Origin of the sequence: Sulfitobacter sediminilitoris, from assembly GCF_010667575.1 — a bacterium.
Taxonomy (GTDB): Bacteria; Pseudomonadota; Alphaproteobacteria; order Rhodobacterales; family Rhodobacteraceae; genus Sulfitobacter; species Sulfitobacter sediminilitoris.
On sequence record NZ_JAABNT010000005.1, the window covers coordinates 11,436 to 36,238 of the forward strand.

The window sequence follows — 24,803 nt, forward strand, 5'->3', positions numbered from 1 at the left end:
TCCCCGCATGGAACGCAGCCTTTTTTCATTTATCTGGAAGTATTCCCGGCGCGATCAGCTGTTTCTGCTGGCGTTCACGCTGTTCACCTTCCCGTTCCTATACGCAACGCTGGAACTGCCCAAGCGGATCATCAACGACGCGATCGGTGCCGACAGTAATGTGATTGACGTCTTTGGTGTTCAGCTTTCTCAGGTGCAGTTCCTGATGACGCTGTGTTTTGGCTATCTCGCGGCGGTTTTGGTCCATGGCTTGCTGAAAATGCGGCTGAACACGATGAAAGGTGTTTTGTCCGAAAGACTGCTGCGCCGGTTCCGCTACCAGCTTGTCAGTCGTATGATGCGCTTTCCACGCAGCTACTATCAAAACACCAGCCAGGGTGAACTGGTCAGCATGGTGACGTCCGAGGCCGAGCCAATGGGCGGGCTGATGGGCGATGCGGTGGCACAACCGGTGTTTCAGGCAGGTCAGATGCTGATCATCCTGATCTTCCTGTTTCTTCAATCTCTTTGGTTCGGTCTGGCCGGGGTCGCGCTGATTCCCCTTCAGGCCTGGCTGATCCCGCTGCTGCAACGCCAGATCAACTTGCTGAACAAGGAGCGCATCAAAGAGGTGCGCCATTTCGCGGCAGAGATCGGTGAGACAGCAGCAGGGATCACCGATCTGCGCACCAATGGCGGCTGGCGCTACCGGTTGGCGGGCTTTACCGACCGCCTCGGTCGGCTGTTCGAGGTGCGTTTCCGCATCTACCAGAAAAAATTCTTCATGAAGTTTCTCAACAACTTCATCACGCAGCTTACCCCATTCTTTTTCTATGCCGTGGGCGGCTATCTGGCGATCAAGGGTCAGATCACAGTCGGTGCCCTGGTCGCGGCGCTTGCCGCATACAAGGACCTTTCCAGCCCGTGGAAAGAACTTCTGGCTTATTACAACCAGACACAGGACATGTCCCTGCGCTGGGATATCGTGGTTGAACGTTTTGCGCCTGACAACATGATTGCAGAGGAATTGTTCGAAGGCACACCCGATGAAATACCGCATTTGAAAGGGGATATTGAACTTAACGGTGTGTCGGTCAGGAGCGGTAGCGGCGATCTGATCCTTGACGATATCACGCTCAATATTCCTGCTGGCAGCCAAGTGGCCCTGCATGTTCAGACCCAATCAGAGCGGACAGCCCTTGCCGATCTGCTGACCCGCGAGATTACCCCGACACGTGGCAAGATTACGATTGCGGGCCATGACATGTCGGAGCTTCATCAGGCAGTTGTCGCCGCGCGTATCGGATATGCGACGGCCCAGCCGTACCTGTTTCAGGGCAACGTGGGCGACAACCTGCTGATGCCCCTCAAGACCAGCCCCAAAACCGTGCTGTGGGATCCCAAGAAGATCGACCGCGCCACCATCGAGGCACAACGGTCCGGCAACAGCCCCGACAGCACCCGTGCAGACTGGCTGGACCCGGAACTTGCCGGTCTGACAACAACCGAAGACGTGGGCAAGTTCTGGTATGAGATCACCACCGCACTTGGGACGGCCAACATCATCTTTGAACGGATGCTGAATTCGCGGATGGACCCTGAAAGGCACCCTGAACTGGCCCGGCGTATCGTTGGGCTGCGTGACAAGGTCCACGAACGCCTGAAGGCTGAAGGACTGGACAGGGTCGTCTACCGGTTTGATCCTGACACGTTCAATCCGGCAGTGCCTTTGGGCGGCAACCTGATGTTCGCGGCCCCGACCCGTGATATCAGCCAACAGGGGCTGGTTGCCGAACGGGCGTTTCTGGCCATGGTGATGGATCAGGGACTGGCCGCACAGGGTATCGCAATTTCACAAACCTTGGTTGAGACGCTGCACGAGACCTTTGGTATGGACGGCACGGAGCACCCTCTTTTTACCGCACTTGGCATTGATGAATCTCTGTATGAGAGGTTGGTGGACATTGCGGCACGGCGACGCGAGCAGGGGGATGAGGCGCTTTCAGAAGAAGAGTTTGCTTTGCTGTTGACGGTTCCGTTTGCGTTTACGGCAGAACAGATCGGCCCGTCTTTCCCCGAGACCTTCAAGCAGGAAATCATGCGCATCCGCAAAACCAAGGGCGCCCAGTTGCGCGACCAGGTGCGCGATCTGTTCATTCCGATTGAGCCTGAAAATTACCTGCCTCGTCTCACGATCCTTGAAAACCTGCTTTATGGGCGGATTTCCTCGATGGCCGGTCTGCAAGCAGATCTGGTGCGGGATGTTGTGGCCCAGGTGCTTGAGGAAAATGACCTCAGGCAGATGATCTCGATCAACCTTTTTGATGAAGAGACCGCAATCGGCGGTGCAAACCTGCCAGCAGCTTTCCAGCAACGCGCCGCCTTTGGCCGGGCCGCGATCAAAAGGCCAGATGTGCTTGTCCTCAATCAGGCGCTCGCGGGCCAGGATGCCGAAACAGAGGCGCAGGTTCGTAAAAGGCTCAGCGCCTTGCTGCCTGAAACCACCCAGATCTACATCAACGACAGTTTTGCCAATGGGCAGGACTTTGATTTGCATGTTGAAATCAAGAATGGCCGCATTGACGGGGTCGCAAGGATAGAGGCCGCCGAGGAGGCTGACAGCGCCTCAGATGATTTGCGTCGCAAGCTGCGCATTATCAGCCAGAACGAACTTTTCGCCACGCTCGACCCGCGCAGCAGGCGGCTCTTGGCATTTTCAGCGCAGTGGTACAGCGCCGAAAAAGGCCAACGTGTTTTCTCTGTGGGTGAACGTGCTGACGCCGCGTACCTGTGCCTGTCCGGAAGGGCAGAATTGGGCGTCATCGACAATCATGGCATCATGCGCCATGTCTCGGATGTTTATCCGGGCCGGTTGATCGGCGATCTGGCAATCCTGATCAACGAACCCCGGCAGTTGGACCTGCTGACCACCGAAGACGCGCAATTCCTGCGGATCGGGGCCGAGCAGTACCGCGCCGTTGTCGAAAGCGACAAGACAGTAGTGCTGAGCCTGCTGCGCAAGGTAGCGGGGTACCTGACGGGCGCTGCCGATGTGATGATCGCAGCCGGGCTTGAGGTCCCGCGCGAGATAGGACCACCCCGACCGACCAAAGAAACCGAAGAGGCCGAGGAGTGAGCCATTCACAAGCCTATGCGCTGCACGAGGGCTTTATCGCGTCAGCGCGCGCCAGCTCAGAACTTTGGCGTTTCGCGGTCGGCATGGTGCTGGCCGTTCTCGCCTATTTCCTGCTGAACCAGATTTTCTTTCAGATCGTTTACGGGGTGACAGCCGTGAACAACCAGACCTTGTTGGAAGAACTGCGCACCGGGTCCAGCCCTACGGCGATGTATCTGCTGCTGTTCAGCTTCGTGTTCATGAGCGCCGGTGTCGGACTAAGCGCGCGAATCCTACATCATCGCGGTTTTTTGAGTCTTTTGGGCCCGGTCAGACTGCTGTGGCGCGACTTCCGTTCTGTTTCGATTGCCCTGCTGGCGGTTATGGCGGTGGTGTTTGTCTTGCCACCTTGGGACATGGGCGGGGAGTACGTCCCGAACATGCCGTTGAGCACATGGCTCATGCTGCTTGTCCCGTCACTTTTTTTCGTTTTGGTGCAGGTCAGCGCCGAAGAAATTGTTTTCCGTGGATACGTTCAGCAACAGCTTGCCGCGCGATTCAAATCACCAATGATCTGGATGGTTCTGCCATCGGTCCTGTTTGCCTTGGGGCATTATTTACCTGACACCGCAGGTGAGAACGCGCTGATCATCGCGATCTGGGCGGGTGTTTTTGGCATCCTGATGGCCGACCTGACCGCGCGGTCAGGCTCCCTTGGCCCGGCGATTGCCGTACATTTCTGGAACAACGTCTCTGCCATGCTGATCGTGTCCCTGCCAGATGAGCTGTCTGGGCTGGCGCTTTACCTCAGCCCCTTCTCGATGGAAGATACAGAGGCCTTGCAAGCTTGGCTTCCGGTTGATTTCGCGATGATGTTCGTTCTGTGGCTGGCCGCACGGGTCGCCATCAGGCGCTGATTGCAATTTCCGCAAGCGAGGCTTATCTGAAGTCAACCGCAAGCCCAGAGGCCCTGAATGAACTGGATCACGAACTACGTCCGCCCCCGGATCAATTCGATCTTTTCGCGCCGCGAGACGCCGGACAACCTGTGGACCAAGTGCGACGACTGCGGCACCATGCTGTTTCACCGCGAAGTGTCGGAAAACCTCAATGTCTGCACAAACTGCGGCCATCACATGCCGATTACCCCGCGCGAGCGGTTTACGGCCCTGTTCGACGGTGGAATTTTTACCGAGGTCAAGGTGCCCAAGCCCCCGGCGGACCCGCTGCATTTCCGTGATCAAAAGAAATACCCCGACCGTCTGAAGGCCGCGCAAAAGCAAACTGGCGAAGCGGAGGCAATGCTGGTCGCAACCGGTGAGATGGGCCGCACGCCGATTGTCGCCGCCTGCCAGGACTTTTCGTTCATGGCCGGTTCCATGGGCATGTATGTCGGCAACGCGATCATCGCCGCCGCCGAAGAGGCGATCAAGCTCAAGCGGCCGCTGATCCTGTTCTCTGCTGCTGGCGGTGCCCGCATGCAGGAAGGTATCCTGAGCTTGATGCAGATGCCGCGCACGACCGTTGCCGTGCAGATGCTGAAAGAAGCCGGACTGCCGTACATCGTCGTTTTGACCCACCCCACCACCGGGGGCGTTACTGCCAGCTACGCGATGCTGGGGGATGTTCATATCGCTGAACCCAACGCGCTGATCTGCTTTGCCGGTCCACGGGTGATCGAACAGACGATCCGCGAAAAGCTGCCCGATGGTTTCCAGCGCGCCGAATACCTGCTGGACCATGGTATGCTGGACCGCGTCACACCCCGCACCGAGTTACGCGATGAGCTGATCAACATCACGCGCATGTTGCTGGGCCTGCCTCCTGCGGTGCGTGGCGATCTGCCGCCGCCAGAAGAAGGCGGCGAACTGGATCATGCGCTGACCGAAGCCGAAGAGGCCGCTGTGGATAATCCCGAGAAATGAAGGCGTCGACGTCTGACGTCATCCTTGAACGGATGATGGCGCTGCACCCCAAGCTGATGGACCTGACTTTGGGCCGGATGTACCGGATTCTTGACGCGCTGGATAATCCACAAAACAAGCTGCCGCCCGTCATCCATATCGCCGGCACCAACGGCAAGGGATCCACACAGGCGATGATCCGCGCCGGGCTGGAAGCGGCAGGCAAAAATGTCCACGCCTATACCTCGCCACATCTGGCACGGTTTCACGAGCGTATTCGTCTGGCTGGAGAGTTGATCGACGAAGACGCGCTGACCGCAGTGCTGGATGAATGCTATGCCGCGAACGGCGGCGAACAGATCACCTATTTCGAGATCACGACCGCTGCGGCACTTCTGGCTTTCTCGCGGGTGCCTGCGGATTACACGTTGCTGGAGGTGGGGCTTGGTGGACGGCTGGATGCCACAAACGTCTCTGACAAGACCGCGCTTTGCGTCATCACGCCTGTGTCCATCGACCACCAGCAGTTCCTCGGAGATACCTTGCCGGAGATCGCCGGGGAAAAGGCGGGGATCATCAAACGTGGTGTGACGTGTGTGGTCGGCCCGCAAGAAGACGCAGGGCTTGAGGTGATCGAACGTGTGGCGGCCAGGAACGGTGCGCCGCTTCTGGCGTATGGACAGCAGTGGCATGTCGCCCAAGAAGCCGGTCGGCTGGTCTATCAGGATGAAACCGGGTTGCTGGATTTGCCTCTACCCAATCTGCCGGGCGCGCATCAGGTGATGAACGCGGGTGCTGCATTGGCAGCTTTGCGTCATTTCGGCATGGACGAGGCCGCCTGTGAGGCGGCCGTCACGCAAGCCTATTGGCCCGCACGCATGCAACGCCTGCGTCATGGGCCGCTGATCGACGCTGCAGGCGAGGCCGAGCTTTGGCTGGATGGCGGTCACAACGCAGCGGCGGGCGTGGCATTGGCGGATGTGCTTGCACAAAGACCCGAAAGGCCCACCCATCTGATTTGCGGGATGCTGAATACCAAGGACGTGCGGGGCTACATGCGCCCCTTGGCTCCACATGTGAAATCTCTGCACGCAGTTTCCATTCCCGGAGAAAAAGCAACATTGTCCGCACATGAGACCGCCACGGCGGCACAGGCCGTTGGGATTGACGCGGTGGAGGCCGAGAACGTTGCAGCAGCTCTAGACGATATCGTCGCCAAAGACCCCAGATCGCGGATTCTGATCTGTGGGTCACTCTACCTAGCTGGTGCAATTTTGCGCGAAAACGGATAATTTCGCCGCTCAGCCTGCATTTTTGAACAAATTTAATGTACTCTGTTCACAGTTCAGACGCGGCCAGACCGCAAATAACTGAAGTCAACGGAGGTGAGCATGTTGGATCAACGTGGAATTTCTCAGGCCGTCTTTGTCCTGATCGGAATGCTGATTATCGTAGCCGGTCTTTGGACCCTCTACATGGGCGATGCGCCCTACCATCCTGAGGTGACCGGATCAGAGAGCGGAGATTCCCTGACCTCTGACTAATCGCCCCAGCCTTCGGCCTGCATTTCCCGCAGGCGCGACGCGGTGCGTTCAAATTCAAACGTGCCTTCCCCCTCAAGATACAACATCTCTGGTGCAGCAGCGGCTGAACAGATCAGGCGCACCCGCGCCTCGTAAAGCGCGTCGATCAAGGTCACGAAACGCTTTGCTTCGTTAAAGTTGCTTCGTCCCAATTGTGGAATATCGTCCAGCAGCAGCACCCGTACGGCATCGGCCAGCGACAGGTAGTCTGCTGGGCCAAGAGGTCTGCCGCACAGTTCGTGAAACCGGGCGCGAGCCATGCCGTTGTGGTATTGCGGGATCTCCACATCCCGGCCTTTGACACGCAACACCAGTGGCGCGCCTGGTCCGCCTGCAAGGTCCTCCCAGACGGCATCCATCGCCGCGCGGCTTTCTGCATTGACCGGCGTGAAATAGACCTGCGTGCCAGCCAGCCGGTCCTGACGGTAATCCTTTGGGCTGAGAAGATGGTGCACCACCATCCGCTCCTTGATCAGCTCGATGAAGGGCAGAAACAGATTTCGATTCAATCCATCCTTATAGAGGTCATCCGGCACCCGGTTGGACGTTGTGACAACGACCACGCCGTCCGCAAACAGCTTCTCGAACAGGCGTCCGACGATCATCGCATCGGTGATATCTGTGATCTGCATTTCATCAAACGCCAACAGGCGCACTGATTTCGCAACATCGGCGGCGACCGGCGCGATGGCGTCATCGACGCCTGTCTTGCGGGCTTCGTGCATCGCGGCATGGATTTCCTGCATGAAGGCGTGAAAATGCACCCGGCGCGATGGGATGCCATCAAGGCTGGCCGCGAACATGTCCATCAGCATGGATTTGCCGCGCCCAACACCCCCCCACAGGTAAAGACCCTTGGGCGGCTCTGGTGCCTTGCGGAACAGACCTTTTTTGACCGGCACCAGCAATGCCGCGCGGATGCGGTCGAATTCGGTCAGCACCGCCTCTTGCGCCGGATCAGGGTGTAGCGTGCCGTCGGCGATCTGTGCCTCGTATTTCGCGCGTAGGGTCATAGGCCCAGCCTTAGCGCATAAGCTGCTGATTTGAAAAGCGCGCTCCGACTGAACCACAAAAAAGACTTTCCATCACGATCCCTGCGAACCGCATCACAACACGTGAATTGACGCCGAACCAAAAGCCCGTAATTTGCCCCCACACTTCAAGGACATGCCCGTGGAACAACGCAGCTCAATCTTTACGCCCGTCCTGATCGTGGGCTGCTTTATCATCTTGGTCAGCTTTGCGGTGCGGGCGTCCTTTGGTGTGTTTCAGATCCCCATCGCTGAGGAGTTTGGCTGGCTGCGTGCTGAATTCTCGCTCGCCATTGCGATCCAGAACCTGGCCTGGGGCATCGGTCAGCCCATCTTTGGCGCACTTGCGGAAAAGATCGGGGACCGGCGGGCGATCATCATCGGTTCCGTTGTCTATGCTTTGGGCCTTTTGCTGTCTGCCAACTCGGTGACACCGCTCGAACATCAGGCCTATGCTTGGCTGGTTGGCTTCGGTATCGCCGGAACGGGTTTTGGCGTGATCCTCGCGGTCGTGGGCCGCGCGTCTTCGGATGAGAATCGGTCGATGTCGCTCGCCATTGCCACAGCGGCAGGCAGCGCGGGGCAGGTCTTTGGTGCGCCCGTTGCGGAATGGATGCTCGGTTTCATGACCTGGCAAATGACCTTCGTCACGTTCGCCGCCGTTATCCTGGGCATGTTGCTGACGCTGCCAATGATGCGCGCGCCTGCGTCGGCCACCAAGGCAGAGCTTGAGGAAAGCCTCGGTCAGATCTTGGTCAAGGCTTTCAAGGATCCGTCCTATACGCTGATCTTTCTGGGGTTCTTTTCCTGCGGCTATCAACTGGCGTTCATCACGGCACATTTTCCCGCCTTCGTGACCGAGATGTGCGGCCCGATCCTTGCCGGAGGTGTGTTGCATAACATCGGGATCACCACGACAAGCGCCTTGGGCGCGGTCGCGATTTCGCTCATTGGTCTGGCAAATATCGCCGGCACCCTTGCGGCGGGCTGGGCGGGCAAACGGTATTCCAAGAAATATCTGCTGGCGGGTATCTATACCGGACGCACCATTGTGGCGGCGCTTTTCATCATGTTCCCGATCACGCCCGTCACGGTCATCGTATTCTCCGTCGCCATGGGCGCGCTTTGGCTTGCAACCGTGCCGCTCACCTCCGGCCTCGTCGCGCATATCTACGGGTTGCGGTACATGGGCACGCTTTATGGGATCGTATTTTTCAGCCACCAGTTGGGCAGCTTCCTTGGCGTCTGGCTGGGCGGGCGGATGTATGACATCTACGGCAGCTATACCGCCGTGTGGTGGATCGGCGTCGCGGTCGGCGCCATTGTCCATCTGCCGATCAAGGAGCGCCGCCTCGAAGGGCTGGTGACGGCCTAATCGCCGCTTTGCTTTGGCGCAGTCATCCAGCCGCCCATGATGCGTAGGATGTCATCTGTGTGGGTGTACGTCAGGCCATGCCCCGCCCCCGCAATCACTTCCTGCCGCGCATCGCTGTTCCAACCGGCCAAGGTCTCACGCGCTGACGCAGGGATGACCGCATCCTGCTGACCCCAGATGGCAAGGACGGGAATTGTGCGGGCGGCAATGGCCTCGTGCTCGGCTTCCAGTGGACGGGACAGTATCCCCCGCAAACTGGCAAGAACGGCAGGCGTAAAGCCACGGAAGCCCAGCTCTTTCTCCTGCAGAGCGGTGATATGCGGCACGCTTGTCGGCAGGTTCCGTTCCGCACGCACGCCCTTGCGGTGCATCGACGGGTAAATCGCCAGCATCAGCCAGTCGCCGGCAAGCGGCGTATTCTTGATGAACCTGACCAGACCGGTCCGCACGCTGCCCATCCCGGCGGGGGCCAACAGGATCATTTGCCGCACACGGTCAGGATATTGGGCCGCAAAGCAGGCGCTGATCGCACCGCCCATGGAATAGCCCACGACAGTCAGGTCATCTTTCACACCTTGATGCGCCAACAGATCTGTCAGTTGCTGCAAAAAGAAATCCGCGTCCTGCAGGCCTGTCGTCCGCTCGGAATATCCCCGCCCGTAAAGATCATAGGTCAGTACGCGGTAGCCCGAAGCAGCAAGCGCTCCGGTCATGCCACCCCAGACAAAGCTGGGCGCGGTCAGACCGTGAACGCAGACAATGATCGGCCCGTCTTCGGGCCCGTGCCATTCATAATGTGTCACGCCCTGGGACAATTCTGCAAAGCTGCCCGTCGCAGATTCCCGTGCCGCGTCGTCCATGACCTGTCGCCAGGCCTCAAGAACCAGAGGGATGGCAATGACGACCGCAAGGATGAGCAATACCCAGATCATCCGCGCGCGTTCCATCGATCCAGAATGTAACGCGATGTCATCAGGTCCAGATGCGCGCCACCCCCGTTCTTGAACAGGGTGATCTCCTTGTCGCTGGTCCGATGGAACCGGTCCAGATCGTAGTAGTCCGCGATCAGGTGGTCGCGGGTGATGGTGCCAGCCTCAAGCGGGATATTGATTTCGCCAATATGACCGATGGTCGTGTCAAAGCTGTCCACGAAAACCCGTGCGCGCAGCAGCGCGGCATCGTCCACTTCGCGCATGTCGGGGCGGTAGGCGCCAATCAGGTCAATGTGCTGACCCGGACGCAGCCAATCGCCCTTGATCAGCGGGTCGGTGGACATGGTGGCGCTGGTGATGATGTCAGCGTCGCTCACCGCCGTCGCAAGATCATCCGCGATCTTGAGGCCGGGTAACTCTGCGGCAATCTTCTGGGCGTTCTGACGGGTCCGGTTCCAGAGGGTAAAGGACGCCTTGGGGAATGCCGCGGAATAGGCCGCATGCAACGCTCGACCCTGATTTCCTGCGCCGACAATCAGGATCTTGCGGCTGTCGGGCCGCGCCAGACGGCGTGCCGCCAGCAAGCTGTCCCCGGCTGTCTTCCACTTGGTCACAAGATGGAAATCAACGATGGCCTCCAGCGTGCCAAGATCATCGGCATAAAGGTTCAGCCCACCATTGATCATCGGCGCACCCTTGGCCGGGTTGCCCGGAAACACTGTCGCGGATTTCACCGCAATTCCCAGCCCGTCGATCCATGCCGCCCGGTTCAGCAGTGTGTCGTCGCCGCGATATAGAAACGTGTCTCCGATCTCGGCCTTGGGCAGCCTATGACCTTCGGCCAGCGCATCTGTCAGGCCGATCCAGTCCAGCACAGCCTCGCCAGCCTCAAACGGTATCATCGGTATCTCAGTCACATTGCCTCCTTCGCGCTCAGCAGTCCTTCGGCCACCAGCCTGTCTGCCCATCCCTGCGGTCCGTCGAAATGATGGGTTTGCCATCCCCGCGCCGCTGCTGCCGCGATATTATCGTGTCGGTCGTCCGTAAACAAAAGACGATCCGGTGCGACACCGCTGGATTGTTCAAGCGCCTCGTAGATGCCCTGACCCGGTTTGATGACCCCCAGATGGCCGGAAATGAAATCGCGATCAAAGGCATTGAGAAACGCATAGCGCTCTGCCGCGATCACGTAGGTCTGGATACCGAAGTTCGTGAGCGAAAAGACCGGCACACCTTTGCCTTGCAGCGCCGCCATCAGCCGAACGGAATGATCAATCGCGGGTGAGGCCATGTCGATCCAGCGGTCGTGCCAGATCAAGATTTGCTCGCGCCACTCAGGAAAGCCCGCTGCGGTCTCTTGGATCACGTCGCCAAAGGTCTCTCCCCGGTCGACGCGGCCGTTCATACCGTGCAGATCAATGGCGGCAAACATGGCGCGCCGGCGCTCGGGGCCAATCACGCTGTCAAAAAACCGCTCCGGCTGCCATTCGATCAGGACATTGCCGATGTCGAACACCACCGCTTCTGGTTTCATGTGTTGCTCTCCATCAGTACCGGGATTCTTTGGAAATTCCGGTTGTTTCCTTCAGACAGAAAACGGTCATCCACGCGCCGCTGCGCGCAATTCCCGCTCAAGAACATCCAGAAAACGCGACCGGTCGGCCTTTGTAAATCCCTTGCCGCCACCCTGCCGGAACGGGTCCGCTGCCCGCAAATCGGTCATCAGGTCCCGGGTCGCCAGCACGTTGCCGATATTGGCCGCTGTCAGTGCCTCTCCGTTGTGCTTGATCACGCGCGCGCCTGCCTCGACGCACTTGGCGGCCAGCGGGATGTCCCCTGTCACCACCACATCGCCCGGCCCGCAGCGCTCTGCGATCCACATGTCGGCCACATCGGGGCCATCGGGCACGATCACTGTCTCGACCAGTGGGTTCTGCGACGGGCGCAACCCCCCGTTTGACACGACAAACATCCGCACCTTGTGCCGGGTCGCCACGCGCTCGGCCTCGGCCTTGACCGGGCAGGCGTCCGCATCGATGTAAAGCGCGGTCACCCCTCAGCCCGCGTAAAGCGCGTCGGCATGAAAGGCGATGTGATCTTCCATGAAGGTGGAGACAAAGAAATAGCTGTGGTCATAGCCGGGTTGCATCCGAAAGGTCCCTTGCTGTCGCTTGGCGGCCATGGCCGCAGCCAGTGCTTCGGGTTTCAGCAGATCGAGAAACTGATCCGATGCGCCCTGGTCAATCAGGATCGGCCCGTCAAACCCCTTGTCGGCCATCAGCAGAGACGCATCGTGCTTGGCCCATTTTGCAGTGTCTTCGCCCAGATACGCCGTCAGTTGCTTGCGACCCCAATCGCTGGCGCTGGGGTTCGCGATGGGGGCAAAGGCCGACACGGACAAAAACCGCTCCGGCAGGTTCATCGCCAGCGTCAAGGCGCCATGCCCGCCCATGGAATGCCCCGTGATCCCTTGGCGTTCTTCGTCGATCTCGAAGTTGCGGGTGATCAGCTTGGGCAGTTCCTCAGCGATGTAATCCCACATCTGGAAATGCGGTGCCCAAGGGTCTTGCGTCGCGTTGACATAAAACCCCGCGCCCTTACCCAGATCGTAATCATCGTCATCGGCCACATCATCGCCGCGTGGCGAGGTATCGGGAAACACCACCGCAATCCCATGCTCTGCCGCCCAGGCCTGCGCGCCTCCTTTGGTCATGGCGTTCTCATGGGTGCAGGTCAGGCCTGACAAATACCACAACACCGGCACCGGGCCGTCCTTGGCCTCGGCGGGCAGGAACAGGCCAAATGTCATCTCGCAATTGCAGACGTCCGAGGCGTGGGAATAGACACCCTGCGTACCCCCGAAACAGGCGTTCTCTGATATGGTCTTCATCATCTGGTCCTTTTGATTGCGGTCAAACCGGGAACGTGGAAACCCATCCCACGACAAGGCTGACGGTGACAATACTGATCGCAGTCGACATCAGGATGGCTGTGGACACCCGTGTCGGCGCGATCCCGTAATGCTGGGCCAGCATGTAGACATTGCCAGCCACGGGCAAGGCCGCAACGGCGATGACCACGCCAGCTTTGAATGGATCCACGCCAAACAGGAACAGCGCGGCAAAGCCCACGAACAGCGGATGCAGCACAAGTTTGCAAAAGGTCAGCCAGCCCGCAATATGGAGCTTGTCAGGCGAGGTCAGGGCGAGCGAGGCACCAATAGCAAAAAGCGCGCCGGGGGTGGCCGCACCCCCAAGAATGGCAAGAAACTCGTTCATCGGCTCCGGAATAGGAATGGCAAGGCCAGACCACAGAAAACCCAGCGTTATGGCGACGATCATGGGGTTCTTGACCAACCCGATAGCAATGGAGCGGAAGACGCGCAGGCTTGCCTGTCCGTCCCGCGATACGGTGATCAGAATGACAATCAGGCTGGAAAAGACAATCAGGTCGACCGCAAGCGCCATCAGCACCGGCGGAATGGCTTCGGGCCCCAGCAGCAGCGCCAGCATCGGTACGCCCAGAAAGCCCGCGTTCCCGATCACGGCACATTGCGCTTCGATGGCCGTGGTCGGAACATCCAACCCGCGCAGAAAGCCGACCAGCGTTGCGATGCCATATACAAATGACGTGCCCCACAAGTAGGCCACAATCAGCCGCGTATCCCACACCTCTGCCAGCGACAGGTTTGCGGAAAACCGGAATAGCATCGCGGAAAGTGCGAAATAGAACACGAACTTGGTCAGATACGCCGTCGCCTCGGCGCTGAAGAACCGCGAGCGCCCGGCCCAGTATCCAAGGCCGATCAGTGCAAAGAAAGGCAGCGTTTTCAGAAAGATCGGCAGCATGGGATAGCAGTATCCAGCAAACCGCCTGCAGGCAAGGCTCTACCCTGATCCGATCAGCACACCCGCAGCAAAGACCAGCGCACCGCCCAGTACCACCTGAAAGGCCGCCCGGAAAAAGGGCGTCTCCATGTATCTGTTCTGAATCCAGGCTATCGCCCACAGCTCGATAAACACGACGATGATCGCGGTAATCGTCGCTGTCCAGAAATCCGGGATCAGGTAAGGCAGCGCATGCCCCAAACCGCCAAGGGTTGTCATGATGCCAGAGGCAAAGCCGCGTTTCCAAGGCGATCCGCGACCAGACAATTCACCATCGTCAGATGCCGCTTCGGTAAAGCCCATGGAAATGCCTGCACCGACCGAGGCCGCCAATCCCACCAGAAACGTCGTCCATGTGTCTTGTGTCGCGAAAGCGGTCGCAAAGATCGGGGCGAGGGTGGAGACAGAACCGTCCATAAGCCCTGCCAAACCCGGCTGAACCCATGTCAGGATAAACTGCCGATGCGCGCGGCTGTCCTCTTCGGCAACGCTGTCGTCATCAAGGTGGCGTGCGGTCAGATCATCCGCAGTGGCCTGATGCCCTGCTTCGGCCGCAGCCAAATCGCCCAGCAACTTGCGTGTTTCTGCGTCACTGGTCCGTGCCGCTGCCGCCAGATAGAAACGCTCTGCATCTTGCTCCATCGCTGCGGCTTCGGTCCGAATGCGTTCAAGACCAAGGTTTTCGACCAGCCACACGGGGCGGCGGGCGTAATAGCCGGACACATGCTCGCGGCGGATCAACGGGATCGTCGGTCCAAAGCGTTTCAGGTGCAGGTCAATCAGGCGCTGGCGGTGCTGGTCTTCTTCAGCGGCCATACCATCGAAAACTGCAGCGCTCTTGGGATATTCAGCCCGCAAACGCTCTGCATAGCCTCGATAGATCTGTGCGTCGTCCTCTTCGGACGAAATCGCCAGTGCCAGAACTTCCTGTTCGTTCAGATCCTTGAAACGTTTTCTATTCAGCGAAAAACGCATCTCTTACCTCAGATAGTTTAGAATCATTCTAAGATTTTCATTGATCCATCGCAACCGGCTTTGCGCGCAGTCAGATTAATAATGCTTGGAACTGAACGAAACGGTTTATATTCTAATACCTATCAGCTGGAGCTTTCATGACCGCAACCGCCCAAAGGGTTCGCAAGGGCCGCAAATTCGATCAGGTGCTTGAAGGTGCGCGGTCTGTCTTCATGGCCGACGGGTTCGAAGGGGCCAGCGTGGATGAAATTGCACGGGTCGCCGCCGTATCCAAGGCGACGCTCTACAGCTATTTCCCAGACAAACGCCTCTTGTTCATGGAGGTTGCGAACGCTGAATGTGCGCGGCAATCCCAAGAGGCGCTTGACAGCATCGACATGGCAGCACCGCCACGCGAGGTGCTTTCGCAGGCCGGGCACCACTTCCTGCGTTTCATCACGTCCACCTTCGGCTTGCAAATCTTTCGTATCTGCGTGGCAGAGTCGGATCGGTTCCCCGAGATCGGTCAGCGGTTCTACAACTCCGGCCCGGCGGTGATGCGCGAAGAGATGGCGCTTTACTTCAAGGAAGCAGAAGAGCGGGGTGAACTGCGGGTCGACGACTATGTCTTGGCCGCCGACCAGTTCGGTGAGTTGTGCAAGGCAGATATCTGGCCCCGGCTGATCTTTGGCGTCAGCAAATCAGTCAGCGATGCCGAAATCGCCCGCGTGGTCGAAGGTGCAGTCGAGATGTTTATGGCGCGCTACGGCAAGGAATAGGGGGTGGCAATGCGGATTGCTGCGCTAGGCGCGCTGTTGCTGACGAGATGTGGCACAGCCTGTGACACGTCAGATGAACAAGCCGCTGGTGTTAAGGATACCTGCAATGCAGCGGCCTATCAGGCGTTGATAGGAGAGAATGGGGAAGCAGGCGCATCGCTGCCAGACCCCAAGCGGATTTACCAAATCGGGGACCCGGTAACGTTGGATTACAACCCCGAGCGTCTCAACATCAAGCTTGATGAAACAGGCAAGATCGTCGAGATCGACTGCGGGTAGGCCGGACGCTTTCGCCCGGCCTGCACTTAGCTCTTTGGCCGGTTGTCGACGATCCGCACCGCTTTGCCTTCGGAACGCGCGACACCGCCCACATCGGTCACTTCGACCTTCACGCTGATGCCCACGGTCTGCTTGATCCGGGCAGACAGCGCTTTGGCAGCACCTTCCCGCACATCCCCAATCACGCTTGCATCCGCACATTCGCAGAGCACCCGCATCTGGTCCATTCTGTCAGGACGGCTGAGTTCGATCTGGAAATGTGGCGCCAGACCTTCGGTCGCCATCAATGCCTCTTCGATCTGCGTGGGGAAAACATTGACGCCGCGCAGAATGATCATGTCATCGCTGCGTCCGGTCACCTTTTCCATCCGCCGCATCGTCCGCGCTGTACCGGGCAGCAACCTTGTCAGGTCGCGGGTGCGGTACCGGATGATCGGAAAGGCTTCCTTGGTGAGCGAGGTAAAAACCAGCTCGCCCCGTTCGCCTTCGGCCACCGGTTCTCCGGTCTCTGGATTGATGATCTCGGGATAGAAGTGATCTTCCCAGATGTGCAGACCGTCTTTGCTTTCCACACATTCCATAGACACGCCCGGTCCCATCACCTCGGAAAGGCCGTAGATATCGACAGCGTGCATGTCGAACGCCTGCTCGATCTCTCGCCGCATGGCGTTGGTCCAGGGTTCTGCGCCAAAAATACCAACCTCAAGCGAGCTGTCGCGCGGATCAAGCCCCTGAACCGCGAATTCATCCAGAATCGAAAGGGCGTAGGACGGCGTGACAGTGATGCCCTTGGGCTTGAAGTCCTCGATCAGGCGCACTTGGCGTGGGGTCATGCCGCCCGAGATCGGATAGGTGCTGAGGCCAAGTTCATCGGCCCCAAGATGAATGCCCAGCCCGCCAGTGAACAGTCCGTATCCATAAGCGTTGTGCAGCATATCCCCCGGCTGCAGACCGGCCGCGCGAAGCGAGCGCGCCACGACGGTCCCCCAATTCGCCAGATCAGCCTTGGTATAGCCCACAACAGTGGGCTGGCCGGTGGTGCCAGAGGACGCATGGATGCGCGCCACCTGTTCGCGCGGGACGGCAAACATCTTGAAAGGATAGTTGTCCCGCAGGTCCGTTTTCACGGTGAACGGAAACTTGGCCAGATCGCTCAGATCCTGCAGATCATCCGGATGCACACCGGCGGCATCAAAGCTGTTCTTGTAGAACGGCACATTATCATAGGCATGGCGCAGCGACCATTTCATCCGCTCAAGCTGAAGCGCTGCAATCTCGTCCCGGCTGGCAATCTCTATGGGGTCCAGCGTATTCTTCGGGGGTGTCAGGTCTTTCATGTGGCGGGGTCCTCTTCTGGAAAGTGCTGTCCTTTGACGCTGCGCGACAGACCGCGGAACAATGCGACGGTGCGTCCGTCCTCGCCCGATACGGTCACGTCATAAACACCTGACCGGCCCGTGCGCGATACCTCCTGCGCGGTGGCGGTCAGCGTCTCACCTTCCTTGCCGGGGGCCAGATAGGTGATCTGGTTCTGTTGCGCGACGGTGTTCTGATTGTACGTGTTGCAGGCAAAGGCAAACGCGCTGTCAGCCAGCGTAAAGATAAAACCACCGTGGCAGATGTGATGTCCGTTCAGCATATCGGGCCGCACTGTCATGGTCATCACGGCCCTGCCGGGCCCGACGCTCTCGATCTTCATGCCCAGCCCCGGAGAGGCGACATCATTTGCAAACATCACGTCGGCGCAGCGTTGCGCGCGGTCTTCTGGGGTCATGGTCGGTGGCTTTCATGTTTCATAAATCGGGACACTGCCATTATCTTGTAACGCTTTCAATAAGGATGATGCGCATGAACCCTTGATTTGCTCCGCCAAGGACGCAACTGTGAGGATATGACGATGCACACCCCCCCACAAATCACTCCTTTTGAACGTCCTCCCGAACAGGTGGCCTTCCACCGGACCGAGCTATCGGTGATCCTGTCGCTTTACGGGCGAATGGTGGCTGCGGGTGAATGGCGCGACTACGGTATCTCTTGCCTGCGCGAGGTTGCGGTATTTTCCGTCTTTCGCAGGACGGCAGAGATACCCCTTTACCGGATCGAAAAACGCCCCAAGCTGCGCAACAAGCAAGGGATGTATGCGGTGATCGGCACCAACGGCCAGGTCTTGCGCCGGGGCCATGATCTGAAATCCGTATTGCGCGTTTTGGAGCGCAAGTTGATCCGTGCAGTAGAATAACCGTCAGCTGTCTTAGCTGAGTTGAAAAGATCGCTGAGAAGCAGGACGTTACAGACGCCGATGCGCGGTCACCGGTCCGTCGCCTTGGAATTCGATGCGCTCAATTGCGGCCTTAATGGGCTCATAGACAGTGGCCATTGCCCCGGCGTTTGCATGGATCAGCGTTTCTGCGTCCGTCACCAGCGCCACATGTCCTTTCCAGAACAACAGGTCGTTGCGCTGGTAAGGGCCAGAGGCTGCCGTCCCAAGGCCCTGTTGCATATCGCTGTCGCCAGGACAGGGAATGTCGCAGGCAAGCAAAGACGCCTGGACAAGACCCGAACAATCAATCCCCCATCTGCTGTTGCCGCCCCAAAGGTAGGGGGTGCCAAGAAAAAGCGCAGCGACCGACGCGGGATCCTGCGCAACGTCGGTAACAGGGGCCAGATGGACCGCTGGAATGAACCCAAGCTCGGTTCGGGCATATGATCCGTCCAGCGATTGAACGACCACACGGCTGCCGTAGCTCAGGCTGATCTGATCGGGCGACTTGAAATCGGCTTGCTTATACGCGTGGGTGGCTGGTGCGCTGACCCGATGTGTCGGGGCGGCAAAGGGTCCAAGGTCTTCTGTCCGGACATATCCGCAATAGGCGTCCTTGACTGCCTGAACATAAGACCACCCGTCTGCATCCTGAAAGACCGTGACAGCATCGCCAAAAAGCAACTGCCTGTCCCGTGGTCCATCCGGCCTGCGCAATGAGTCGACCAGCGGGCGTACCACCTGCCTCGGATCGCGTCGCGAAACCTTTGCAGGATCCGGTGTGACCCTCGGATCGCTCATAGCCTGAGCAATGGGCCGAGTGCCGCATAAATGGCGCGTGTGCCTTGCCCGACGCCACCTTTCGGGCGGGCGGGGGCGTCCGTAGGCTGCCAGCCGTAAATATCGAAATGCGCATAGGGGCTTTCGGTCACAAACCGACGCAGGAAAAGTGCGGCAGTGATACAGCCAGCAAAACCGCCCTTTGGCGCATTATCCAGATCGGCGATGCCCGGTTCGATCAGCTGCTCGTACGCGTCATGGAAGGGCATCCGCCAAACCGGGTCAGCCTGTTCTGCAGCGGAGGTTTCCAAGGCCGAGACGAAATCGGGATCGTCCGAAAAATAAGGCGCAAGGTCAGGCCCCACGGCAACCCGCGCCGCACCCGTCAGTGTCGCCATCGAAATGATCTGATCCGGCTCCTCTTCATCTGCCAGCGCCAGGGCATCGGCCAGAACCAACCGCCCTTCGGCGTCCGTATTGTTGATCTCGACCGTCAGCCCCTTGCGTGAGGTCAGGATGTCCTGCGGACGAAACGCATTTCCCGACACCGCGTTTTCCACCGCCGGGATCAGCACCCGCAATTGCAGTTTCAGACCGGTCGCCATGATCATATGCGCCAACCCCAGAACGGCGGCAGCGCCGCCCATGTCCTTTTTCATCAGACCCATCGATGTGGCAGGCTTGAGGTTCAAGCCGCCTGTATCAAAGCAAACGCCCTTGCCCACGAGGGTCAGCTTTGGCCCGGTCTTGCCCCAGTGCATGTCGATCAGCCGGGGTGCGCGGTCCGCCGCACGGCCGACGGTGTGGATCATCGGCAGGTTCTGCTCAAGCAAGGCATCGCCGGCGATCACCGCGATCTTGGCACCGTGTTCCTGTGCCAGATCGCGCGCGGCCTGCTCCAGATCGGGCGGGCCCATGTCAGATGCAGGAGTATTGATCAGATCCCGCGTCAGCGCCTCGCCAGCGGCAAGAGCCTCGATCCGGGTGGCATCCACACCTGCAGGGGCAACGAGATTGGCCATAAGGGGCGTTTGCTTGCGATACCGGTCAAACCGGTATCCCGCCAGCAGCCAGCCAAGAGCCTCGCTTGGTGCGTCCTGATCGGACAGCCCGCCCACAACGGCGTAATCGCCCTTGGGCAGCTTCGCCGCCCCGCCAGCCAAATGAAAGCGGCCCCGCTTGCGGCTTTTCTCGGTGCCATATCCGATAGCGGCCATCGCCGGGGCACCATCCTCGCCGGCTACCGCGACAGCCTGCCCCGACGCACCCGTGAACCCCTGCGCAGATATCCATGCCTGCGCAGAAGCGGACTGATCTTTCGACCATGTGGCAAAGTCGTCTTCACTCACAACATGAAGCGGAATCGCCTTGTCAGAGGGGGCGGCAAAAGAAAGTGACATCAGGGACCTATGGATTTGAAACGGATTGCCGCGCAGCCTACCTCATTCCCCACCGCCCGCAACCGCTCAGACAGTGAAGTCCTGAATGTCCCATATCGCCGCCAAAGACCGTTCGGCCACCCGTACCAGCCGGGACAGCGTGGCAGCGACTGCCGTGGTATCCCCCTGATCAATGCAACGGGTCACGTCGCCTGCCACATGGCTGACAGCATACATGCCAATTTGATCAGCGATCGCGACCAGGGAACGTGCGTTCTTGCGCAAATCCTCCCAACAGCCCTCTTGAAACAGCGTTTCGCAGTGTGCCAGCCGCAAGGCCAGTTCTTCGAGCGCGCGGCAAACCACGTCTTCGGCGCCTGTTTCCCCCAATTGAGAATATAGCGCGCCCAGCCGATCCTCATCGACACTCACATGTTCCATTGGTCTGATTTGCAGAACCTGCATCCACACTCACCCCTTGATCAGCCCCCACGGCTGAACATGCAAAATGGGCGATAGTGGTGATGAAATGGTTGAGGCAGAAATGTCTTTTCGCTCGAAACTGAGAAAAATTTGCGATAACCCTGCGCGACAACGAACAAAGGACGAGTGCAAAGATGCATAGGGTGCGGCCACTGCCAAACTATCTGGTGCAACGCTATCACGGGTGGAAAGCAACCGGTTATGCCGACAACAAGGCATGGTACCGACGTCTTGCCAGCGATGGCCAACACCCTCGGGCGATGGTGATTTCCTGCTGTGACAGCCGGGTTCATGTCACCTCGATCTTCGGGGCAGATTCGGGGGAATTCTTCATCCACCGCAACATCGCGAACCTTGTGCCACCTTACGAGCCTGACGGGGATCATCACGGCACCTCGGCTGCAGTGGAATACGCGGTGCGGGTGCTTAAGGTCAGCAACGTCATTGTTCTGGGCCACTCGAACTGCGGTGGCATCAAGGGCTGCATCGACATGTGCAAGGGCCATGCACCCGAGCTTGAGGCGAAAGAAAGTTTCGTGGGCCGGTGGATGGACATCCTGCGGCCTCGCTACGATTTGGTCGCTGACATGGAAGACCCGGAGGAGCAGATGCGCGCGCTTGAGAAAGAAGCGGTGATTACCTCGCTGGAGAACTTGATGACCTTCCCCTGGATTGATCAGGTCGTGGGAGAAGGCACACTGACCCTGCACGGTCTTTGGACCGATATCGGAGAGGGCAGTCTGGAACACTACAACCCGGAAACCAAATCCTTCCATCCCGTGTAAAAGGCTAGCAAATGGATCAACTGCTTTCGCTGGCGGCCGAGAACCTGATCTCGCCCATCATCCTGTCCTTTGTGCTGGGCGTGGCGGCGTCCATTGCGCGGTCTGATCTGAGCATTCCGGAGGCGGTCGCCAAGGGCCTGTCGATCTACCTTCTGTTCGCCATCGGCTTCAAAGGCGGTGTCAGCGTGGCCGCCCATGGTATCGACGGCAAGTTGGGGCTGGCGCTGCTATCGGGCATCATACTGTCATTTGTCCTGCCGCTGATTGCTTTTGCGCTGTTGCGGGTCATGACGTGGATGGACCGGCTGGATGCGGCGGCGGTCGCCGCGCACTACGGTTCGATCTCGATTGTAACCTTTGTCGCCGCCACCTCGGTGCTGGAAAGCCAGGGCATCGCATCAGAAGGGTACATGGTTGCCGTCGCTGCCGCGATGGAGGCCCCTGCGATCCTGTCGGCGCTGTGGCTGGTCGCCAAGGGGGGCGGCAGCGGCTCGAAGGGCATGGACAGCACGCTGATGCGTGAGATCATGCTGAACGGCTCCATCGTGCTGCTGGTCGGATCGTTCTTTATTGGTTGGGCCACGGGCGAAAAGGGATTGGCGGAAATCGCGCCCTTCATCGTGTCGCCCTTCAAGGGTGTTTTGTGCCTGTTCCTGCTGGACATGGGCCTTGTCGCGGGCCGGGGCTTGCGCGAAGGCGGTCGCATCCTGCGTCCCGGCGTGCTGGCCTTTGGTGTGCTGATGCCGCTGATCGGATCGGTTTGTGGTCTTGGTTTTGGCCTGGCTTTGGGCCTCTCCTCGGGCGGCACCGCCCTGATGATGGTGCTGTCGGCTTCTGCGTCATACATCGCCGTTCCGGCCGCCATGCGCGTGGCCCTGCCAGAGGCCAATCCGTCGCTTTATCTCACGCTGTCGCTGGGCGTGACATTCCCGTTCAACCTGACGCTTGGCATCCCGCTTTATGTGGCGGTGGCCCAAATGATGAGTGGAGGCTGAGGCCATGCAAACACACAAGGCAAAACGCGTTGAGATCACGATCGAAGCGGTCATGGAATCCCGCCTGACGGATGCGCTGAAAAAGGCAGGAGTGACCGGGTTTACCGTGCTTCCAGTGCTGGGCGGATCGGGTCGGTCGGGCGCGTGGAACCGATCAGGACAGATCAGCCGGGCGTCTGGCATGGTGCAGGTGGTTTGCATCATCAAGCCAGATCGGTTGGACGATTTGCTGGACAGTGCCTTTGCCGTGGTGGAGCGACACATCGGTGTTGTGTCGGTCGTGGATTGCGAGGTTCTGCGGGCCGAACGATTTTAAGGCGCCGTTAACCGATTCGGGATCAGCGTGATGGTATGGAAACCGTAACGCTCAAATTGCCGGACAAGCTATTACGCGATGCTGCGCGCGTCGCTTCTGGCCAGGACGTAACAATTGGTCACCTCGTGCGCGTACTTTTGGCCAAGGAAGTCGAACGCCGCCTGAATCCGAGGACGCCCAACCGGGCGGATGAGGGGCTCATCGCTGCTTTGCAAGCGGTCCTCGCTCGGGACATGGCAGAAGCGGACAATTGGGACGATCTTGCCGCCCGCCTTTAACGCCATGGATACGACCTGCGCCCTGCCGGTGGTGGGCTTGCGCTGCACAAATCCTCCTGCGGAACCCGCGTCTGCAAGGGAAGCGAGCTTGGCTTTGCCTACCGCACATTCGTGCGCAGGTTTCGCGCGGCCATGCCGGGCCATCCCCACGGCACGCTGGGCGGAGATTTCCCTGAATACCACCCCGACAGCAAACCGTTGACCACTACTGAAAAGGGGCGCCTGCAGCGGGCGCTTGAACCGGTTTTCAAGACCGCCAAGGATTGGGACAGCCTCGTCCGCCGCCTCGCCCGGCGCAAATACGCGCTGCGGCCGCAGGGCCGCGGTCTGGCGATCTACACGATACCACAGGGACGGCATGTCTGTAACACGGCCACCATCGGCTACTGTAACCGTGCTCTGGTCAAAAGGTTTGGCGCACCAATGCCGGGCCATCCAGATGGTGGCGATCACATCAGATCTACAGTTGAGGATGATCAGGTTTTCGAAGTGATCGAGCGCGGTTGACCAAAAAGAAACCCCGGCCCGATGGCCGGGGTCTCACTATCTTAGATATTGCCGGACACTCAGCCCTTCTTGAGAACCTCACGCCCCAGCAATTCAGCAATCTGCACCGCGTTCAGCGCCGCACCCTTGCGCAGGTTGTCGCTGACGCACCACAGGTTCAGACCGTTATCAAGCGTGCTGTCCTGACGGATGCGGCTGATGAACGTGGCGAAATCGCCCACGCATTCGATCGGCGTGACGTAGCCGCCGTCCTCGCGCTTGTCGATGACCATCACACCGGGTGCCTCGCGCAGGATGTCGCGCGCTTCGTCCTCGTCCAGATGATCTTCGAACTCGATGTTGATGGCTTCGGAATGACCGACGAAGACGGGCACGCGCACGCATGTGGCCGTGACCTTGATCTTCGGATCGACGATCTTTTTCGTCTCCGCGACCATCTTCCATTCTTCCTTGGTGGAGCCGTCTTCCATGAACACATCGATATGCGGGATCACGTTGAAGGCGATCTGCTTGGTGAACTTCTTGGGCGGCACATCGGAGGTGGGGTTGTAGATCGACTTGGTCTGATCCCACAGTTCATCTGCACCCTCTTTGCCCGCACCGGATACGGACTGGTAAGTGCTGACCACAACCCGCTTGATCGTCGCGCGGTCGTGCAGCGGCTTCAGCGCTACAACCATCTGCGCGGTCGAGCAGTTGGGATTCGCGATGATGTTCTTGTTCTTGTACTGGTGAATCGCTTCTGGGTTCACCTCGGGCACGATCAGCGGGATCGCGGAATCGTAGCGGTATAGCGACGAGTTATCGATCACGACGCAGCCCGCTTTCGCGGCCGCAGGCGCGTATTTCTTCGTGGCGTCAGATCCCACCGCGAACAGCGCCATGTCCCAACCGGAAAAATCGAATGTGTCGAGGTCTTTGCATTTGAGCGTCTTGTCCCCAAAGCTGACTTCCGTACCCATCGATTTGCGGCTGGCCAAGGCCACGATTTCGTCTACGGGGAACTGGCGCTCGGCCAGGATGTTCAGCATTTCGCGGCCCACATTTCCAGTGGCGCCCACGACGGCGACGCGATAACCCATCTGATTTCTCCAATTTGTATGGGGTGGTGGCCGCCCTTTAGCGCAACGCAGCGGCAAGGGAAAGGGCAACCGCTTGCCGCTGGCGCGAAGCGCGGCCCGCCTGTATGGTCGGTATCACAA

The 24,803-nt window shown here is 59.1% G+C and carries 28 protein-coding genes; 14 read left to right on the top strand and 14 right to left on the bottom strand.

What is annotated here, in order from left to right:
* The first annotated feature begins 7 nt into the window (after positions 1 to 7).
* The 5 genes from GV827_RS09480 (at position 8) to GV827_RS09500 (ending at position 6,542) form a co-directional block, all read left to right on the top strand.
* Positions 8 to 3,115 carry an ABC transporter transmembrane domain-containing protein gene (locus tag GV827_RS09480; RefSeq protein ID WP_164353572.1) on the top strand — a complete coding sequence of 1,036 codons (3,108 nt, stop codon included), beginning with the start codon at positions 8 to 10 and terminating at the stop codon, positions 3,113 to 3,115.
* The gene (locus GV827_RS09485; protein WP_328823137.1) at positions 3,112 to 4,011 is read left to right on the top strand and encodes a CPBP family intramembrane glutamic endopeptidase; all 900 of its coding nucleotides are present in this window, start codon (positions 3,112 to 3,114) and stop codon (positions 4,009 to 4,011) included. The genes GV827_RS09480 and GV827_RS09485 overlap by 4 nt, the downstream gene beginning before the upstream one ends.
* 57 nt (positions 4,012 to 4,068) lie before the next feature.
* A complete protein-coding gene (accD, locus tag GV827_RS09490) occupies positions 4,069 to 5,019 on the top strand; it encodes an acetyl-CoA carboxylase, carboxyltransferase subunit beta (RefSeq protein ID WP_164353573.1) in 951 nt (316 codons plus the stop codon).
* Positions 5,016 to 6,290: a bifunctional folylpolyglutamate synthase/dihydrofolate synthase gene (locus tag GV827_RS09495; RefSeq protein ID WP_164353574.1), complete on the top strand. Its 1,275-nt coding sequence runs from the start codon at positions 5,016 to 5,018 to the stop codon at positions 6,288 to 6,290. Before accD ends, GV827_RS09495 begins: the two co-directional genes overlap by 4 nt.
* 99 nt (positions 6,291 to 6,389) lie before the next feature.
* A complete protein-coding gene (locus tag GV827_RS09500; protein WP_164353575.1) occupies positions 6,390 to 6,542 on the top strand; it encodes a hypothetical protein in 153 nt (50 codons plus the stop codon).
* Here the strand turns inward: GV827_RS09500 and zapE are convergent.
* Positions 6,539 to 7,594: a cell division protein ZapE gene (gene zapE / locus GV827_RS09505; RefSeq protein WP_164353576.1), complete on the bottom strand. Its 1,056-nt coding sequence runs from the start codon at positions 7,592 to 7,594 to the stop codon at positions 6,539 to 6,541. The two genes, GV827_RS09500 and zapE, sit on opposite strands and share 4 nt — an antisense overlap.
* Before the next feature lie 154 nt (positions 7,595 to 7,748).
* On the opposite strand from zapE, the gene GV827_RS09510 reads away from it, so the two are divergent.
* Positions 7,749 to 8,987 (top strand): MFS transporter, encoded by a 1,239-nt coding sequence (locus GV827_RS09510; protein ID WP_204325822.1) that lies wholly within the window; start codon positions 7,749 to 7,751, stop codon positions 8,985 to 8,987.
* Here GV827_RS09510 and GV827_RS09515 read toward each other — a convergent pair.
* The 7 genes from GV827_RS09515 to mbfA all read right to left on the bottom strand — a co-directional run bounded on the left by GV827_RS09515 (position 8,984) and on the right by mbfA (position 14,781).
* A complete protein-coding gene (locus tag GV827_RS09515) occupies positions 8,984 to 9,934 on the bottom strand; it encodes an alpha/beta fold hydrolase (RefSeq protein WP_235930309.1) in 951 nt (316 codons plus the stop codon). The genes GV827_RS09510 and GV827_RS09515 overlap by 4 nt on opposite strands.
* A complete protein-coding gene (locus tag GV827_RS09520; RefSeq protein ID WP_164353578.1) occupies positions 9,916 to 10,836 on the bottom strand; it encodes an ornithine cyclodeaminase family protein in 921 nt (306 codons plus the stop codon). Before GV827_RS09520 ends, GV827_RS09515 begins: the two co-directional genes overlap by 19 nt.
* Complete coding sequence (locus tag GV827_RS09525; protein ID WP_164353579.1) at positions 10,833 to 11,453, bottom strand: HAD family hydrolase; 621 nt, start codon at positions 11,451 to 11,453, stop codon at positions 10,833 to 10,835. Before GV827_RS09525 ends, GV827_RS09520 begins: the two co-directional genes overlap by 4 nt.
* A gap of 66 nt (positions 11,454 to 11,519) precedes the next feature.
* Positions 11,520 to 11,972 carry a YaiI/YqxD family protein gene (locus GV827_RS09530; protein WP_164353580.1) on the bottom strand — a complete coding sequence of 151 codons (453 nt, stop codon included), beginning with the start codon at positions 11,970 to 11,972 and terminating at the stop codon, positions 11,520 to 11,522.
* Between the two features lie 3 nt (positions 11,973 to 11,975).
* On the bottom strand, positions 11,976 to 12,809 hold the full coding sequence (fghA, locus tag GV827_RS09535) for an S-formylglutathione hydrolase (protein WP_164353581.1): 834 nt from the start codon (positions 12,807 to 12,809) through the stop codon (positions 11,976 to 11,978).
* A gap of 22 nt (positions 12,810 to 12,831) precedes the next feature.
* On the bottom strand, positions 12,832 to 13,767 hold the full coding sequence (locus GV827_RS09540) for an AEC family transporter (protein WP_164353582.1): 936 nt from the start codon (positions 13,765 to 13,767) through the stop codon (positions 12,832 to 12,834).
* A 39-nt stretch (positions 13,768 to 13,806) separates the two neighbouring features.
* Positions 13,807 to 14,781 carry an iron exporter MbfA gene (gene mbfA / locus GV827_RS09545; protein WP_164353583.1) on the bottom strand — a complete coding sequence of 325 codons (975 nt, stop codon included), beginning with the start codon at positions 14,779 to 14,781 and terminating at the stop codon, positions 13,807 to 13,809.
* Positions 14,782 to 14,918: 137 nt separating this feature from the next.
* Here mbfA and GV827_RS09550 point away from each other — a divergent pair, with 137 nt between their 5' ends.
* On the top strand, positions 14,919 to 15,539 hold the full coding sequence (locus tag GV827_RS09550) for a TetR/AcrR family transcriptional regulator (RefSeq protein WP_164353584.1): 621 nt from the start codon (positions 14,919 to 14,921) through the stop codon (positions 15,537 to 15,539).
* Positions 15,540 to 15,548: 9 nt separating this feature from the next.
* Positions 15,549 to 15,818, top strand: coding sequence for an I78 family peptidase inhibitor (locus tag GV827_RS09555; RefSeq protein ID WP_235930319.1), 270 nt, complete (start codon positions 15,549 to 15,551; stop codon positions 15,816 to 15,818).
* Between the two features lie 26 nt (positions 15,819 to 15,844).
* Here the strand turns inward: GV827_RS09555 and paaK are convergent, their stop codons facing one another.
* Complete coding sequence (paaK, locus tag GV827_RS09560; RefSeq protein WP_164353586.1) at positions 15,845 to 17,155, bottom strand: phenylacetate--CoA ligase PaaK; 1,311 nt, start codon at positions 17,153 to 17,155, stop codon at positions 15,845 to 15,847.
* Positions 17,152 to 17,592, bottom strand: coding sequence for a hydroxyphenylacetyl-CoA thioesterase PaaI (paaI, locus tag GV827_RS09565; protein ID WP_164353587.1), 441 nt, complete (start codon positions 17,590 to 17,592; stop codon positions 17,152 to 17,154). Before paaI ends, paaK begins: the two co-directional genes overlap by 4 nt.
* A gap of 117 nt (positions 17,593 to 17,709) precedes the next feature.
* On the opposite strand from paaI, the gene GV827_RS09570 reads away from it, so the two are divergent.
* Positions 17,710 to 18,057: a DUF2794 domain-containing protein gene (locus GV827_RS09570; RefSeq protein WP_164353588.1), complete on the top strand. Its 348-nt coding sequence runs from the start codon at positions 17,710 to 17,712 to the stop codon at positions 18,055 to 18,057.
* A gap of 48 nt (positions 18,058 to 18,105) precedes the next feature.
* On the opposite strand, the gene GV827_RS09575 is transcribed toward GV827_RS09570, so the two are convergent.
* The 3 genes from GV827_RS09575 to GV827_RS09585 all read right to left on the bottom strand — a co-directional run bounded on the left by GV827_RS09575 (position 18,106) and on the right by GV827_RS09585 (position 20,702).
* A complete protein-coding gene (locus GV827_RS09575) occupies positions 18,106 to 18,879 on the bottom strand; it encodes a C40 family peptidase (RefSeq protein WP_164353589.1) in 774 nt (257 codons plus the stop codon).
* Positions 18,876 to 20,258, bottom strand: a complete 1,383-nt coding sequence (locus GV827_RS09580; RefSeq protein ID WP_164353590.1) for a leucyl aminopeptidase family protein — start codon at positions 20,256 to 20,258, stop codon at positions 18,876 to 18,878. Before GV827_RS09580 ends, GV827_RS09575 begins: the two co-directional genes overlap by 4 nt.
* A 66-nt stretch (positions 20,259 to 20,324) precedes the next feature.
* Complete coding sequence (locus GV827_RS09585) at positions 20,325 to 20,702, bottom strand: hypothetical protein (protein WP_164353591.1); 378 nt, start codon at positions 20,700 to 20,702, stop codon at positions 20,325 to 20,327.
* A 152-nt stretch (positions 20,703 to 20,854) separates the two neighbouring features.
* Here GV827_RS09585 and GV827_RS09590 point away from each other — a divergent pair, with 152 nt between their 5' ends.
* From GV827_RS09590 to GV827_RS09610, 5 genes are all read left to right on the top strand, one after another.
* Positions 20,855 to 21,505, top strand: a complete 651-nt coding sequence (locus GV827_RS09590; protein WP_164353592.1) for a carbonic anhydrase — start codon at positions 20,855 to 20,857, stop codon at positions 21,503 to 21,505.
* Positions 21,506 to 21,516: 11 nt separating this feature from the next.
* Positions 21,517 to 22,500 carry a sodium-dependent bicarbonate transport family permease gene (locus tag GV827_RS09595; RefSeq protein ID WP_164353593.1) on the top strand — a complete coding sequence of 328 codons (984 nt, stop codon included), beginning with the start codon at positions 21,517 to 21,519 and terminating at the stop codon, positions 22,498 to 22,500.
* 4 nt (positions 22,501 to 22,504) lie between these two features.
* Positions 22,505 to 22,816: a P-II family nitrogen regulator gene (locus GV827_RS09600; RefSeq protein ID WP_164353594.1), complete on the top strand. Its 312-nt coding sequence runs from the start codon at positions 22,505 to 22,507 to the stop codon at positions 22,814 to 22,816.
* Positions 22,817 to 22,851: 35 nt separating this feature from the next.
* The gene (locus GV827_RS09605; RefSeq protein WP_164353595.1) at positions 22,852 to 23,094 is read left to right on the top strand and encodes a hypothetical protein; all 243 of its coding nucleotides are present in this window, start codon (positions 22,852 to 22,854) and stop codon (positions 23,092 to 23,094) included.
* A gap of 111 nt (positions 23,095 to 23,205) precedes the next feature.
* Positions 23,206 to 23,601, top strand: coding sequence for a hypothetical protein (locus GV827_RS09610; RefSeq protein WP_164353596.1), 396 nt, complete (start codon positions 23,206 to 23,208; stop codon positions 23,599 to 23,601).
* 59 nt (positions 23,602 to 23,660) lie between these two features.
* On the opposite strand, the gene GV827_RS09615 is transcribed toward GV827_RS09610, so the two are convergent.
* The gene (locus GV827_RS09615; protein ID WP_164353597.1) at positions 23,661 to 24,683 is read right to left on the bottom strand and encodes an aspartate-semialdehyde dehydrogenase; all 1,023 of its coding nucleotides are present in this window, start codon (positions 24,681 to 24,683) and stop codon (positions 23,661 to 23,663) included.
* Between the last annotated feature and the right edge of the window lie 120 nt (positions 24,684 to 24,803).